The sequence below is a fragment of the Micrococcus sp. MS-ASIII-49 genome (assembly GCF_000946635.1).
GTDB classification, from domain to species: Bacteria; Actinomycetota; Actinomycetes; order Actinomycetales; family Micrococcaceae; genus Micrococcus; species Micrococcus luteus.
Window position 1 is genome coordinate 1 of sequence record NZ_JXSP01000036.1, and the last position, 13710, is coordinate 13710.

Genomic DNA, 13710 nt, shown 5'->3' on the forward strand with positions numbered 1-13710 from the left:
CCGACGGCATCTGCGAGACGGGCGGACGCCTCGGGTCAGCGGGTGCCGAGGGCGTCGGCGTCCTGCTGGAGGGTGCCGATCAGGTTCGCCACCGCGCGGGCCGTGTGGGTCAGCGTGGTGATGGAGACGTTGTCGATGTCGTCCTGGGGCGTGTGGTAGTTGTCGTCGCGGATCGAGAGCAGGCCCGTCGAGGCGATGCCCGCGTCCACGAACGGCGCGTAGTCCGAGCGGCCGTTGCTGCCCTCGGGCTGGTGCGTGTGGCCGTCGCGGTCGAGCTGCGCGCCGAGCAGGGACTCAGCACCGATCGACCAGTCGGCCGTGAGCACGCCGAGCGTGTTCTGGTGGTCCAGCGGGGCCACCATGTCCAGGTTGGTGTAGAGGATGATGTCCTCACGCTCCGCGGCGGTCAGGGTGTCCACGTAGTGGTGCGAGCCCAGCAGGCCGATCTCCTCGGCGCCCCACAGGGCGAAGCGGACCTTGCTCTCGGCCTTGTTGGCCTTGGCGGCCTGGCGCGCGACCTCGAGGGTCGCCGCGACGCCCGAGGCGTTGTCGTGGATGCCCGGGCCCTCCGGCACGCCGTCCAGGTGGGCGCCGAGCATCACGACGTCGTCGTCGCTGCCCGTGCGCGTCTCCGCCAGCACGTTCCAGGTGGGCCGCTGCTCCACAAGCTGCTCGAGGTCCAGGGTGACGGTGGCGCCGCCGGCGCGGGTCTGGGCCAGCAGATCGGCGCCCAGCTCGCGGGTCACGCCCACGGTCCCGACGACGTCGCCCGGCGCGGCGCCCAGGGTGCCGTTCAGCGCGCCCTCGGCGTTGTTGTAGATGATGACGGCCTCGGCACCGGAGGCGGCCGCGACCTGGGACTTCTGGGCGAAGGTGCAGTCGCCCCGGGAGACCAGGGCGACGCTGCCGGTCAGGTCCGCGTCGGCCCAGTCCGCGTCGGCGCAGCCGGTGGCGGCGCCGGCGGGGGCGGCGAGCGGGGCGTCGGTGACCTGCGCTGACGGCGAGGACGTGAAGACGGTGTGCTCGAGGTCGCGCTGGACGGGTCCGGTCTGCGCGAGCCGGTCCCGCAGGGTCTCGGTGTAGGTGATCTCGAACTCCTGGAGCTCGACGTCGTAGCCGGCCTCCTCGAGCTCGCCCACGGCGTAGTCGAGCGAGGCCTGGAAGCCCGGCGTGCCCGCGGCGCGGTTGCCGTGCTCGTCCGCGATGGCCGCGAACGCCTCGATGTCCTGGCGGAGGTGGTCCGAGGAGATGGATCGGACCAGCTTCTCCGGTGAGTTCGGGTTGCCGCCGGCACGGTTCTGGCCGGGGCCCAGGCCCCGGTCGGCGGTCTGCGCGGTGGCTGCGGTGGCCTGCGCCGGGGCGGCCGGGGCGGCGATCGAGACGGGGGCGGCGGCGAGCGTGGCGGCCAGGGTGGCGGCGGCCAGCAGGGTGGGGGTGCGGCGCATGGGCATCCTCATCGTCGGGGCGGATGTGACGTACGCAACCTAGCCGCTCGTCCAGCGTCCGTACAGGGTGTGTGTCACGCCCGTCCAGCCGGATGCCGCCCGTGCCGCGGCCGCCCGCGCCGCACCCGGCGCCACTGCACGCCCCGCCGGACCGGGCCGGTCGTCGTCGTCCACAGGCCGTCCGGCGGGTCATGTATCCTTGTCCGCACGAACCATATTGACCAGTGAAGACCTCGGCGGGCCCCTGTGCGCCACAGATCCGAGGCGGCGAGAGATGCGAAGGGGGTCACGCTCATGGGGCGCGGCCGTCAGAAGGCGAAGGCCACGAAGCAGGCACGGGAGATGAAGTACTTCTCTCCCGGAACAGACCTCTCGGCACTGGAGCGAGAGCTCACGGGCGGACGCACGCGCGGCCCGGAGCAGGACCAGGAGCCCGAGTACGAGGATCCGTACGCGGACCTCTACGCGGAGGACGAGGACGACGACGCGCGGGCGCGATGACGCCCGCACGGCATCCGGCCCTGGACGGGCATCAGGCCGCCCTGCGGTCGATCGCCAGGGTGGTGGATGAGACAGCACCGCTGCAGGACCCCGAGACGGCGTCTCGGGGTCTGCTGCGTCTGATGGAGGAGTCCCGCCCGCTCGTGATCACCGGGGCCGGCGTGTCCACGGACTCCGGCATCCCGGACTACCGGGGGCCGAACGGGTCCCTGCACCGCCACCGGCCGATGACGTACCAGGAGTTCCGGGACGACCCGGCCGCCCGCCACCGCTACTGGGCGCGCTCGTTCGTGGGCTGGCGCCGCATGGACCAGGCCCGCCCGAACGAGGCGCACCGCATCCTCGCGCGCTGGGCGGCCGAGGGGCGGATCGCCGGCGTCCTGACCCAGAACGTGGACGGGCTGCACGCCGAGGCCGGACGCGCGGCGGGGATGCCGGAGGACCGGCTGATCGAGCTCCACGGGGACCTGGCGCGCGTGGCCTGCCTGAACTGCGGGGCCACCGAGTCCCGCCGTGACCTGGACCTGCGGCTCGAGGCCGCCAATCCGGGCTACCTCGAGCGCGTGGCGATCGACCCGGACGCCGTGAACCCCGACGGGGACGTCTCCCTCGACCAGCACTGGGTGGAGGAGTTCACGATGGTCGGCTGCCGGGTGTGCGGCTCCGTGAAGCTCAAGCCGGACGTCGTGTACTTCGGCGAGTCCGTGCCCGCGGCGCGGCGCGCGGCCGCGGAGGCGATGGCCGACGACGGCGGCACGGTGCTCGCCGTCGGCACCTCGCTGGCCGTGATGAGCGGCTACCGGTTCGTGCTGCGGGCCGAGCGGGCCGGGCATGAGACGGGGCTGATCAACCTCGGCCCCACCCGCGCCGACGCCAAGGCCCGCTGGCGCTGGCGCGCCCCGGTCGCCGACGCGCTGGCCTGGCTCGACGCCCGCCTCTGACCCCCACCCACGTTTTCGTGCGGGAAACGGCGGGCGCCGGGGGTGTGGACACCGGGTGGCCCGGGGCCACGCACGACTCCTGCACAGGTGGCGCCGCCGACGTCGTCGTCCACGGTGGGTGCTCCTGAGCGGGCGGGATAGGCCGGGTTGAGCCATCGTCACGGGCATGGCCACGTCTTCCCTGCCCCTGCCGGACATCGTCGAGACCGGCCGGCCGTTCACCCGTGGCGACCTGCGCGCGGCCGGGGTCTCGGAGCGACTGGTCCGCGGCGGTGACGTGCGGCGCGTGACGCATGGGGTCCATCGGCTCCGGACTGACCACCTCGGCTCGTGGGCGGATCTCGGCTACGCCGAGGCGCCCGCTCCCTTCGCGCCGGAGGAGATGGCCGCGGTCGTGGAGGCGAGCGGGGGAGTGGCCTCCCACCTCACGGCGCTGCTCCTGCACCGCGTGCCGCTGCCGCCGTTCCTGGCGGAGGACGGCACGGTGCACGTGTCCCGGCCACACCCGCGCGGGGCGAGCGTCCGCCCAGAGATCACCTCGCATGCCCGCCTCGTCCCGGCCGCGGATGTGACCGTCCTCCACGGGATCCGCCTGACGAGCCTGGAGCGATCCTGGGCGGATCTGGCCGCACTGCTCCGTCCAGGCATGCTCGTGCCCGTCGTGGCGGCCGGGGACGCTCTCGTCCACCGGCCGTGGTCGCCGGAGGGGCGCCGCTCACCACGGACCACGACGGCGGCCCTGCGGTCCGCGCTCCTGCGTGCCGGGCGGTTCTAGGGAGTGCGCACCGCCCGTGCCGCCCTCCAGCTGGTGCGGGTGGGCGCGGACTCCCCACAGGAGACAGCCCTGCGACTGGCCCTGCTCCACGCCGGCCTGCCCGAGCCGGAGCTCCAGCTGGTGCTGCACCCGGGCCGGGCGCGGTCGCCGGACGCGGATCTGGGGTGGCGGCAGTGGCGCATGGTGGTCCACTACGACGGCGGTCACCACCTCGACCCGGCACAGGTCGCCGTGGACGCGTGGCGAGACGAGGGCTGGGCGCGCGCGGGCTGGACGCAGATCTGGGCCACGGTGGACGACGCACGGGACGACTTCCGGCGCGTCGTCGCCGAGGTGCAGACGCACCGGGCCCGGCTCGGCGGGCGGGTGTTCGCGTCGTGAACCGCCGTTTCCCGAACGAAAACACCCCGGAGGCCGCCGTTTCCCGAACGAAAACGCCCCCGGGGGGTCAGGCGGCGTACTGGCCGCGCATCAGCACGGCGCCGCCGTCGACGCCCTTGGCGCCCTGCACGAAGTCCAGGCCTGCGGCCGCCGCGTCGTCGGTGAGGGCGCCGATGGTGCCCATCTCCCACGCGTCGATGCCGGCGTCCACGAGCACGGAGATCGACGTCGCGGCCACCTCCGGGTCCACCACGGCCACCATGCCCACGCCGAGGTTGAGGGTGCGCTCGAGGTCGGACTGCGGAACGCGGCCGAGCTCGCCCACCAGGCGGAACACGGGCGGCAGGGACCAGGTGTCGCGCTCGACGGTCGCCATGAGGCCCTGCGGGAGCACGCGCGCCAGGTTCGCGGCCAGGCCGCCGCCGGTCACGTGGCTGAACGCGCGCACCGGCAGGTCCGAGCCGCCGTCGTGGCCGTTGAGGCGCTGCACCAGGTCGAGGCAGGCGCGGGAGTAGATGCGGGTCGGCACGAGCAGCTCCTCGCCGAGGGTGCAGCCGAGCTCGGTGACCTCGCGGTCCAGGGACCAGCCCGCGGCGTTCACCACGCGGCGCACGAGCGAGTAGCCGTTCGAGTGGATGCCGGAGGAGGCCATGCCGATCACGACGTCGCCGGACTGCACCCGCTCCGCGCCCAGGACCATGTCCGCCTCGACCACGCCGGTGGCCGCGCCCGCCACGTCGTACTCTTCCGCGGCCAGCAGGCCCGGGTGCTCGGCGGTCTCGCCGCCCACGAGCGCAGTGTCGGCCAGGCGGCAGCCCTCGGCCACGCCGCGCACGATGTCCGCGATGCGCTCGGGCACGACCCTGCCGCATGCGATGTAGTCGGTCATGAACAGGGGCTGGGCGCCGACCACCACGATGTCGTCCACGACCATGCCCACGAGGTCCTGGCCGATGGTGTCGTGCTTGTCCATCGCCTGCGCGATCGCCACCTTGGTGCCGACACCGTCCGTGGACGTGGTGAGCAGCGGCTTGCGGTACTGCAGCAGCGCGGAGGCGTCCCACATGCCGGCGAAGCCGCCGATGCCGCCCATGACCTCGGGGGTGTGGGTGGCCTTCACGGCGTCCTTCATCAGCTCGACGGCGCGGTCGCCGGCCTCCACGTCGACGCCGGCCGAGGCGTAGGTGATCGGGGCGGCGGAGGAGGGGGTCTGGTTCGGGGTCACAGCGGGGTCCTGTCCGTCTCGGTGAGCAGCTTCTCGTCGTCGGCGTCCGGGCCGGGCTCGCAGCCCGTGGCGGTCACGGTGGTGGTCTCGCCGTCCACGTCCAGCACCACGGTGGACGCGGGCGACACGGCGACCGGCTCCAGCAGGCCCTTGCCGCGCTCGCCCTCGTCGGCCAGCGGGATCGGGTAGTCACCGGTGAAGCAGGCGGTGCACAGGCGCTCGCGCGGCTGCCCGGTGGCCTCGATCATGCCCTCCTCGCTGATGTAGACCAGCGAGTCGGCGCCGATGGATGCGGCGATCTGGTCCACCGCGGCGCCGTTGGCGATGAGCTCGGCGCGGGTGGCGAAGTCGATGCCGTAGAAGCAGGGCCACTTCACGGGCGGGGAGGAGATCTTCACGTGCACCTCGGCGGCGCCGGCCTCCTTGAGCATCCGCACGACGGCGCGCTGGGTGTTGCCCCGCACGATCGAGTCGTCCACCACCACGACGCGCTTGCCGGCCACCACGGTGGACTGGACGTTGAGCTTGAGGCGGATGCCGAGCTGGCGCAGCGTCTGGGACGGCTGGATGAAGGTGCGGCCCACGTACGCGTTCTTCACGAAGCCCTGGCGGAACGGCAGGCCCGAGGCGTCCGCGTAGCCCACGGCGGCGGGCGTGCCGGACTCGGGCACGGGGATCACGACGTCGGCGTCGACCGGCTGCTCGAGCGCGAGGCGGCGGCCCATCTCCACGCGGGACTCGTACACGGAGCGCCCGGCGATCGTGGCGTCCGGCCGGGCGAGGTACACGTACTCGAACACGCAGCCGGCCGGCTTGGACTCGGCGAAGCGGGTGGAGCGGATGCCCTCCTCGTCGATCGCGATCATCTCGCCGGGCTCGACCTCCCGGATGAACGAGGCGCCGACGGTGGCGAGGGCCGACTGCTCGGAGGCCACCACCCAGCCCCGCTCGAGGCGGCCGAGCACGAGCGGGCGCACGCCCTGCGGGTCGCGGGCGGCGTAGAGGGTGTGCTCGTCCATGAACACGAAGCAGTAGGCGCCGCGGATCTTCGGCAGCAGCTCGAGGGCGGTCTCCTCGAGGCGGTCCCCGGGGGCGCCGTGCAGCAGGGCCGTGACCAGGGCGGTGTCCGTGGTGTTGCCCTGCTTCATCTCACCGTGGGTGTGGCGGCCGTCCGCGGCGTGCACCATGCGCAGCAGCTCCGCGGAGTTCACGAGGTTGCCGTTGTGCGCCAGGGCGACCGTGCCGTCGTCGGCGGTGGCGCCCAGGGTGGGCTGGGCGTTGGCCCACTTGTTCACGCCGGTGGTGGAGTAGCGGCAGTGGCCAACGGCGATGTGGCCGCTCAGTGCGGTCAGCGTGGCCTCGTCGAACACCTGGGAGACCAGGCCGATGTCCTTGTAGACGGCGATGCGCCCGCCGTCCGAGACGGCGATGCCCGCGGACTCCTGGCCGCGGTGCTGGAGGGCGTACAGGCCGTAGTAGGCCAGTTTCGCGACCTCCTCGCCCGGCGCCCACACGCCGAACACGCCGCATTCGTCCTGCGGCCCCTGGTCCTGGGGGTCGAGGGCGGCGGTCAGGCGGCCGTCGCCTCGTCGGGTGCGCGGTGCGATCACTGCTCGGGGGTCCTTTCGGTGGGGGTGGTGCGGGCGGGCGGGGCACCCGCGTCCACACGGTCCAGGCGGACGTCCGCCACGGCCGGGTCGTCGGTGCGCTCGAGGACCACGGTGCGCGCGGTCGACCGGGAGCGGCGGTCCAGCAGCAGCCACACGAGCAGCCCGAGCACGCTCGTGCCGAGCATGCTCAGCAGCGATGCGAAGCCGAACGTCTCCGAGAAGGAGAGCGGGATGCCGGAGTACGGGTCCGCGGGCGGGGTGGGGGAGGCGTGGACCGCGGTGGTAATCACGAGTGCGATCAGCAGGCCGAGCGCGAGCGCCACCGCGAGCACCGCGGTCAGCCGCGGGGCGCGACGGACGGTGTAGGCGCGCTGATCGGGGGTCGGCTCGGGGGCGGAGGTCATGCGCGCCAGTCTATCGAGTCGGCCGCTGGGGCCAGTCGCGCGTGCCCGCGGCGGTGGCGGCACTCCCGGAGCACGCTCTGGCCGGCGCGTTGCGTGACGTTGAGCTCGTCGACCGCGGCCTGATACTCCTCCAGCGGGAGCACGACCTGCCCGCAGGCACGGGCGAGCTGTGCCTTCGCCGCGGTGTCCGGGGCGGGATCGGCAGAGCTGCATCCCGCGACGAGGAACGGTGCCGACGTTCGAACGGTCGGTGCCGCCGAGAGGACTGCCGGACACCCCTCGCTCACGGCCGCACGAGCGGCAGGTGCGCGCCGAGGTCGGCCCGCACGCCCGAGGCGCGCACGCCGCCGGCCGCCGTCGCGTCCTCCCAGGTCGTCAGCCCCGTGGCCAGGGACAGCCATGTCACGGCGTCCATCTCCACCACGTTGGGCGGGGTGCCGCGGGTGTGCCGGGGCCCGGGGAGGCACTGGGCGACGCCGAAGGGCGGCACGCGCACCTCCACCGAGTTCCCGGGCACGCGGGTCGCCAGCTCCTCGAGCGCGAAGCGCACCGCCATGGCCCGCGTGGGGCGCGGCAGCGCGGCGGCCGCCGCGGGGTCCTCCTCGTGGGCGCGTGCCCACGCCAGCAGCGCCGCGTGGCCCTCGACGACAGGCACCCGGCGGCGGGGCACGGAGCCGGTGGTCACGCCCGCGCCTCGAAGGCCGGCAGGACGTCCCCCACGAGGTCCCGCACCGGCGCGGCCAGGCGGATCTCACCGACCGGCTCACCCCGGCCGAGCACCGGGGGCACGACGGCGGCCAGCACGCCCGGCAGCGTCGCCCGGTCCACGTGGTCCGGGGCGAACCGGGCCAGCAGCGCGAGCGCGACCAGGTCGCCGGCCCGCCTGCCGCCGTCGAGCGCCTTGACGGCCACGGCCGTGCCGTCCGGCGCGGCCATGACGAGGACGCCGTCCGCGCCCGCCTTGGCGAGCAGGCCGAGCTCGCGCATCACCACGGTGTTGGAGCTCGTCTCCCCGTGGACGGCCCACGGGTGCTCGAGCATCGCGGTGGCGACGGCGGCCGCGTGCGGGTCCGCGTCGGCGCGGCCGGGTGCCGCGGCGACCCGCCCGATGCCGCGGGCCAGGCCCGCCAGCGAGATGACGGCGGCGGGGGCGCCGCAGCCGTCCACACCGGTGTGGGCCACCGGCTCGCCGCAGTATTCGGCGATCACCGCGTCCACCTCGCGCTGCAGGGGGTGCGCCGGGTCGAGGTACGTGGCGACGTCGTGCCCGGATGCCGCGCAGGCCGCGAGGAAGCCGGCGTGCTTGCCGGAGCAGTTGAAGGCCAGCGGGGTCGCGGCGGCGGCCTCGCCGTCGCGGCGGACCTGGGCCACGACCTCGGAGGTGTCCGCGGGCCAGGCCGGCGGACACCGCAGGGCGGACGCGTCGAGGCCGGCGTCCGCGAGCATGCGCTCGGCCAGCGCCTGGTGCCGGAGCGTGCCCCGGTGCGAGCCGCACGCGATGGACAGGGCCTCACCTGCCAGCGCCGCCCCGTGGCGCAGCGACGCGACGGCCTGGAACGGCTTCAGCGTGGAGCGCGGGTAGATCAGCGCGTCTGCGGGGCCGAGCCCGGCCAGCACCCGCCCGTCGGGGCCGGTCACGACGGCGGCGCCCGCCGTGCGGGACTCGACGAAGCCGTTGCGGACGGTCTCCACGAGCTCGACGGCGTCGGACAGGGCGAAGGTCTCGCCCGCGGGGGCGACGGTGGCGTGGGTCATGCGGTCCAGGGTAGCGAGGGCCCCGGACGCGCCGGGCGTCCGGGGCCGGTGGGCCGGGCCGGGTCCGGCGACGTCACCGGCTCACTCCGCGGAGAGCCGCCCGTCCACCATGGTCAGGGTGCGGTCCGTGGCGGAGAGGAACTCGTGGTCGTGCGTGACCATGAGCGTCGCCACCTGCTCCTCGCGGGTCAGCGTGCCCAGCAGGTCCACGACGGCGGCCGAGCGCTCGCGGTCCAGCGCGGAGGTGGGCTCGTCCACGAGCAGCAGCGTCGGGGAGGCCATGAGCGCGCGCACGATGTTCACGCGCTGCCGCTGGCCGCCCGAGAGCTGGTGCGGGCGCTTGCGGGCCTGGTCGGCCAGGTCCACTCGCTCGAGCAGTTCCAGGGCCCGCGCCCTGGCAGCTTTGCGGTCCGCGCGGGTGGCGTCGCGGTCCAGGTGCACGGTCAGCTCGAGCTGCTCGGCGGCGGTGAGGGACGGGATGAGGTTGGGCTGCTGGAAGATCATGCCGATCTCCTGGCCGCGCAGCGCGGTGCGCTCCTTCCGGGACAGCCCGGCCATCTCGCGGCCGGCCACGGACACGCTGCCGGAGGTGGGCGTCACGAGGCCCGCGGCCACCGCCAGCAGGGAGGACTTGCCCGAGCCGGACGGGCCGACCATCGCGGTGAACGTGCCGGGGAGCAGGTCCAGGCTGACCTCGTCCAGGGCACGCAGCACGCCGCGCTCGCCGTCCGGGTACTCCAGGACGAGGTCGCGCACGGACAGCGCGGGGGTGGCGTCGGCCGCGGCGGCGGGGCGCTCGGCGGCGACGCGGTGGGCGGCCGCGGCGGCCGGGGTGCGGAGGGTGTCGAGGTCGGCCTGCGGGGCGGTGAGGGCGGTCATGGGGAGGTCCTTTCTCCAAGCGGGGGCGAGGCGGAGCCGAGGGGGACGACGGCGCCGGGCGGCGCCGTCGTCAGAGGCGGTCAGTTGCCGCCGAGGGCGACCAGCGGGTCGATCCGGGTGACGCGGAAGACCGCGACGACGGCGGCGAGCATGCCGAGCACGAGGACCCCGGCGGCGGGCACCGCGGTGGTGGCCCACGAGAGCTCGAACGGGACGGCCCGCCCCGCGAACGCGCCGATCGCGGCGGCCAGCCCGGTGCCCACGGCCACGCCGCCGACGAGCACGAACGCGGCCTGCGCGAGCGAGTCCTTCAGCACCCAGCCGTTCGAGCCGCCGAGGGCCTTGAGCACCGCGATGTCGCGGGTGCGCTGCACCGTCCAGATGGACAGGAACGCGATCACCACGAGCGCCGAGATGCCGTACAGGAAGCCCTGCATGGTCATCAGGGAGCCGTTCTCCGACCGGTAGCTGGGCAGGGCGGCGTAGGAGCCCTTCACGGTCTCGGCGACGGTGCCCGCGGCGTCGTCGCCGGCGTCGGCCACGGCGTCGACGTCGGCGCCGGCGTCGAAGCGCACGAGGCCGGCGGTGCCGAGCACCGCGTCGTCGGCGGTGTGCGAGATGGCGTTCCAGTCCTCGAGCGCCAGCCACGTCACGGGGGAGTGGGAGTAGTACTCGGTCGACACCACGTCGGCCACGGTGTACACGAAGCCGGAGACCGCGACGGCGTCACCCGCCTGGGCGTGGAGGGAGTCGGCCACGTCCTGGCTGAGCACGATCTGCCCGGGCTCGACGCCGGCCGGCGCGTCGGAGCCGCCCGGGGTGAGGCCGATGAACGCGGTGGTGGCCACGCCGGTGGTGGGCTCGCCGGACACGTCCGCGCGGCGCTGCGGGTCCGTGTCCACGGGGTGCTCGAGCCCGACGGCCCGACCCTGGCTCACCCCGAGCGGCTCGACGGAGGCCACGCCGTCCGTGGCCGCCCACGCGTCGCGCTGGGCCACGGTGAACTCGGACTGGGTGAACGACGCGGTGGGCTCCTGGCCCGCCGCGCCGCCGAAGACCAGACGCTGCACGCCCTGCTCGCCGAGGCGGTCGATCGCGGCGGTGTTCTGCCCGCCCAGGCCGGCCGTGAGGCCGGAGAGCATGACGAGCAGCAGGCTGATGAGGGCCACCACGGAACCCATGAGGGCGAACCGTCCGGTGGCGAAGCGGAGGTCGCGGAGTGCGAGGAACACGGGGCGCGTCCTTTCCTGGAAGAGGTCTGTCCTGAGGTTGCCTCCACGGTCTCGCGCGGGGAGGGGTCGGCACATCGCCCGCGGCGGCTGGACCCGGTCAACCGAATGGTTGATCCCGGCGGCGCAGCGGCGCGGCCCCGGGGCCGCGGGCCGTTGTCGCGTCTGGGGCGCGCCCTAGGGTGGAGCCATGTCCGTCGCCCCCCGCGCCGCCGTGCCCCCGGCGGCCACCGAGACCGGCACCACCGCCGTGCTCGCCGGCCTGCGCGTGGCCCTGCACGTCACGTTCGCCGCGCTGCTCACCGTGGGGCTGGCGCGCGCGCTCGCGGACCGGTCCCCGGAGGCGTCCGGTCCGTTCCCGGCCACCACCCTGGTGCTGCTGACCGCCGCGCTGGCGGGCGTCTACCTGGCCGGGACCGTGCTGGAGCGGCGCCGGTGGGCCCGGGGCGACGACGTCGGGCGCGGTCCGGCGGTCGCCTGGCTGGCCCTGGTGCTGCTGCTGTGGGGCCTGCTCGTGGCCCACCACGGCGACTTCGCGTGGGTCGCCTTCCCCCTCTTCTTCGTCGTCCTGCACGTGGTCGGCCGGGTGACCCGGCAGGCGTGGGTGCGCCACGTGGTCGGGCCCGTGATGGTCGTGGCGATGGCCGTCGTCGTGGTGGCCGGGATGGCGTCGGGCGCCGGCGGCGTGCGGGTGCCGGCCGTGATCGGCCCGCTGGTGGGCGCCGCCGTGGCCGTGGTGCTCTCCGAGGCGTACCGCGCCCTGCACGCCGAGTCCGAACGCCAGCGTGCCGTGGCCGAGCAGCTGCGCGCCGCGCAGGCGGAGCTCGCGCGCACGGAGCACCGGGCGGGGGTGAGCGCCGAGCGGGAGCGGCTCGCCCGCGAGATCCACGACACCCTCACCCAGGGGCTGGCCTCGATCGTGCTGGTCTCGCGCGCGGCCCAGGACGCGCTCGACGCCGCCGACCCCGCCCTGGCCCGGCAGCGCATGGAGACCGTGCGCGCCACGGCCGTCGAGAACCTCGCCGAGTCCCGCCGCTTCGTCCGCGACCTGCGCGGCACCGGGGCGCCGTCCCTCGTCGAGGCGCTCGAGCGCGCGGTCGCCGGGTTCGCCGACCGGCAGGCCGCCGCCGGGACGCCCGTGGCCGCGGACGTCGAGGTCGTGGGGGAGCCGGTCGCGGTCGCCGAGGCCGTGGAGACCGCCGTGCTGCGGGCCGTGCAGGCGTCCCTGGCGAACGTCGGCGCCCACGCGGGCGCCCGGCGCGCCCGCGTCACGCTGGGCTACCTCGGCGACGAGCTCACGGTGGACGTGGCCGACGACGGCGCGGGGTTCGACCCGGCCGTCGTCGTGGCCCGCGCCCGGGCCGGAGCCTCCGGTGCCGACCCGGGGGCGGGGACCGGCGTGGGACTGGCGAGCGTGCGCGAGCGCCTCGCGGCGGTGGGCGGCGAGGCCACCGTCGAGTCCGCCCCCGGCGAGGGCACCGTGGTGGCGCTGCGGGTGCCACTGGCCGCCGCCGGGGCCGGCCGGGGCGCGGATCCCGAGGAGACCGAGAGTGAGGAGACCGCATGAGCGTGCGCGTGATGCTGGTGGACGACCACCCCGTGGTGCGGGCGGGGGTGCGGGCCGTCGTCGAGGCGCACCCGGACCTGACCGTGGTGGCCGAGGCCGCCGACGGGGCGGAGGCGATCGGCGTCCTGGAGGCGGGAGAGCCCACGGTGGACGTCGTGCTGATGGACCTGCAGATGGGCGCGGGCATGGACGGCGTGACCGCCACCCGCGCCGTGCGGGAGCGGTGGCCGGGGGTGCAGGTGCTGATCCTGACGACCTTCGACACGGAAGCGGACATCCTCGCGGCCGTGAACGCGGGCGCCGCCGGCTACCTGCTCAAGGACGCCCCGAGCGAGGAGATCGCCTCGGCGGTGCGGCAGGCGGCGGCGGGGCGCAAGGCCCTGGCCCCGCAGGTCGCGGCCACGCTGATGGGGCGCATGTCCGGCGGCTCCGAGGTGCTGTCCGAGCGGGAGATCGAGCTGCTCGAGCTGATCGCGCGGGGCGCCACGAACAAGATGGCCGCGAAGGAGCTGTTCATCTCCGAGGCCACCGTGAAGACGCACCTGGTGCACATCTTCCAGAAGCTCGGCGTGGACAACCGCACCCGCGCCGTCGACGAGGCCCGGCGACGGCGCATCATCCGCTGACGGGCAGGCCGGGGCGGCCGGCGTTCGAGGGCCCGGCCCCGCTCAGCGGCGCCGCACGTACCGGGTGATCACCGCCGCGGCGACGGCGGCCAGCGCCAGCACGCCGAGCGCGGCGGGCAGGCTGAGGTCGCCGCGCTGGACGCCGAACCCCCGCAGCGTCCAGAAGACGATCAGGGCGCACGTGAACATCACGCCGACGAACGTCCAGACCGTGCGCAGCCCGGGGCCCAGTCCCGCACCGGGCCGATGGCGGGGGTCACGGGGGTCACCGTCGTCGCCGGGCTGACCGTGGTGGAGGGGAGGCATCGTCATGCGCTCCACCGTAGGGGCCACGGGCCGGGCCGGGCCAGGGCCACCGCGTAGGCTTGAGGC

General features: G+C 75.0%; 15 protein-coding genes. 6 read left to right on the top strand and 9 right to left on the bottom strand.

The genetic code is table 11. The features are described 5' to 3' along the window. Window positions 1–35 precede the first annotated feature (35 nt). On the bottom strand, window positions 36–1445 hold the full coding sequence (locus tag SJ20_RS02640) for a M20/M25/M40 family metallo-hydrolase (RefSeq protein ID WP_052833425.1): 1410 nt from the start codon (window positions 1443–1445) through the stop codon (window positions 36–38). A gap of 294 nt (window positions 1446–1739) precedes the next feature. Between SJ20_RS02640 and SJ20_RS02645 the strand changes: the two genes are divergently transcribed. The 4 genes from SJ20_RS02645 to SJ20_RS12140 all read left to right on the top strand — a co-directional run bounded on the left by SJ20_RS02645 (window position 1740) and on the right by SJ20_RS12140 (window position 4043). Then, a complete protein-coding gene (locus SJ20_RS02645; RefSeq protein WP_036314242.1) occupies window positions 1740–1946 on the top strand; it encodes a DUF3073 domain-containing protein in 207 nt (68 codons plus the stop codon). Then, window positions 1943–2887, top strand: coding sequence for a Sir2 family NAD-dependent protein deacetylase (locus tag SJ20_RS02650; RefSeq protein WP_044658859.1), 945 nt, complete (start codon window positions 1943–1945; stop codon window positions 2885–2887). Before SJ20_RS02645 ends, SJ20_RS02650 begins: the two co-directional genes overlap by 4 nt. Window positions 2888–3053: 166 nt before the next feature. Continuing rightward, window positions 3054–3662, top strand: coding sequence for a type IV toxin-antitoxin system AbiEi family antitoxin domain-containing protein (locus SJ20_RS12135; protein WP_235281236.1), 609 nt, complete (start codon window positions 3054–3056; stop codon window positions 3660–3662). Window positions 3663–3665: 3 nt separating this feature from the next. Beyond that, the gene (locus tag SJ20_RS12140; RefSeq protein ID WP_020624413.1) at window positions 3666–4043 is read left to right on the top strand and encodes a hypothetical protein; all 378 of its coding nucleotides are present in this window, start codon (window positions 3666–3668) and stop codon (window positions 4041–4043) included. 67 nt (window positions 4044–4110) lie between these two features. On the opposite strand, the gene purM is transcribed toward SJ20_RS12140, so the two are convergent. From purM to SJ20_RS02690, 7 genes are all read right to left on the bottom strand, one after another. Further along, a complete protein-coding gene (gene purM, locus SJ20_RS02660) occupies window positions 4111–5268 on the bottom strand; it encodes a phosphoribosylformylglycinamidine cyclo-ligase (RefSeq protein WP_044658860.1) in 1158 nt (385 codons plus the stop codon). After that, window positions 5265–6878 carry an amidophosphoribosyltransferase gene (gene purF, locus SJ20_RS02665; protein ID WP_044658861.1) on the bottom strand — a complete coding sequence of 538 codons (1614 nt, stop codon included), beginning with the start codon at window positions 6876–6878 and terminating at the stop codon, window positions 5265–5267. Before purF ends, purM begins: the two co-directional genes overlap by 4 nt. Further along, on the bottom strand, window positions 6875–7282 hold the full coding sequence (locus SJ20_RS02670; RefSeq protein ID WP_044658862.1) for a hypothetical protein: 408 nt from the start codon (window positions 7280–7282) through the stop codon (window positions 6875–6877). The genes purF and SJ20_RS02670 overlap by 4 nt, the downstream gene beginning before the upstream one ends. 283 nt (window positions 7283–7565) lie before the next feature. Next, window positions 7566–7967, bottom strand: coding sequence for a sterol carrier family protein (locus SJ20_RS02675; protein WP_044658863.1), 402 nt, complete (start codon window positions 7965–7967; stop codon window positions 7566–7568). Continuing rightward, entirely contained in the window at window positions 7964–9037 is a 1074-nt protein-coding gene (locus SJ20_RS02680) for an asparaginase (RefSeq protein WP_044658864.1), read from the bottom strand. Before SJ20_RS02680 ends, SJ20_RS02675 begins: the two co-directional genes overlap by 4 nt. 81 nt (window positions 9038–9118) lie before the next feature. Beyond that, window positions 9119–9916, bottom strand: coding sequence for an ABC transporter ATP-binding protein (locus tag SJ20_RS02685; RefSeq protein WP_002854000.1), 798 nt, complete (start codon window positions 9914–9916; stop codon window positions 9119–9121). Window positions 9917–9996: 80 nt separating this feature from the next. Then, entirely contained in the window at window positions 9997–11148 is a 1152-nt protein-coding gene (locus tag SJ20_RS02690; protein ID WP_002854002.1) for an ABC transporter permease, read from the bottom strand. 187 nt (window positions 11149–11335) lie between these two features. On the opposite strand from SJ20_RS02690, the gene SJ20_RS02695 reads away from it, so the two are divergent. Together SJ20_RS02695 and SJ20_RS02700 are read left to right on the top strand one after the other, a co-directional pair. Then, window positions 11336–12712 carry a sensor histidine kinase gene (locus SJ20_RS02695; RefSeq protein ID WP_044658865.1) on the top strand — a complete coding sequence of 459 codons (1377 nt, stop codon included), beginning with the start codon at window positions 11336–11338 and terminating at the stop codon, window positions 12710–12712. Further along, window positions 12709–13338, top strand: coding sequence for a response regulator transcription factor (locus SJ20_RS02700; protein ID WP_002854005.1), 630 nt, complete (start codon window positions 12709–12711; stop codon window positions 13336–13338). Before SJ20_RS02695 ends, SJ20_RS02700 begins: the two co-directional genes overlap by 4 nt. 42 nt (window positions 13339–13380) lie before the next feature. Here SJ20_RS02700 and SJ20_RS02705 read toward each other — a convergent pair whose 3' ends face one another. After that, a complete protein-coding gene (locus SJ20_RS02705) occupies window positions 13381–13650 on the bottom strand; it encodes a hypothetical protein (protein WP_002854007.1) in 270 nt (89 codons plus the stop codon). Window positions 13651–13710: the final 60 nt, after the last annotated feature.

Excerpts from the sequence above, each read along its gene's own strand:
- SJ20_RS02640 (WP_052833425.1), bottom strand. The coding sequence starts at position 1,445 with ATGCGCCGCACCCCCACCCTGCTGGCCGCCGCCACCCTGGCCGCCACG.
- SJ20_RS02645 (WP_036314242.1), top strand. The coding sequence starts at position 1,740 with ATGGGGCGCGGCCGTCAGAAGGCGAAGGCCACGAAGCAGGCACGGGAG.
- SJ20_RS02650 (WP_044658859.1), top strand. The coding sequence starts at position 1,943 with ATGACGCCCGCACGGCATCCGGCCCTGGACGGGCATCAGGCCGCCCTG.
- SJ20_RS12135 (WP_235281236.1), top strand. The coding sequence starts at position 3,054 with ATGGCCACGTCTTCCCTGCCCCTGCCGGACATCGTCGAGACCGGCCGG.
- SJ20_RS02670 (WP_044658862.1), bottom strand. The coding sequence starts at position 7,282 with ATGACCTCCGCCCCCGAGCCGACCCCCGATCAGCGCGCCTACACCGTC.
- SJ20_RS02680 (WP_044658864.1), bottom strand. The coding sequence starts at position 9,037 with ATGACCCACGCCACCGTCGCCCCCGCGGGCGAGACCTTCGCCCTGTCC.
- SJ20_RS02685 (WP_002854000.1), bottom strand. The coding sequence starts at position 9,916 with ATGACCGCCCTCACCGCCCCGCAGGCCGACCTCGACACCCTCCGCACC.
- SJ20_RS02695 (WP_044658865.1), top strand. The coding sequence starts at position 11,336 with ATGTCCGTCGCCCCCCGCGCCGCCGTGCCCCCGGCGGCCACCGAGACC.
- SJ20_RS02700 (WP_002854005.1), top strand. The coding sequence starts at position 12,709 with ATGAGCGTGCGCGTGATGCTGGTGGACGACCACCCCGTGGTGCGGGCG.
- SJ20_RS02705 (WP_002854007.1), bottom strand. The coding sequence starts at position 13,650 with ATGACGATGCCTCCCCTCCACCACGGTCAGCCCGGCGACGACGGTGAC.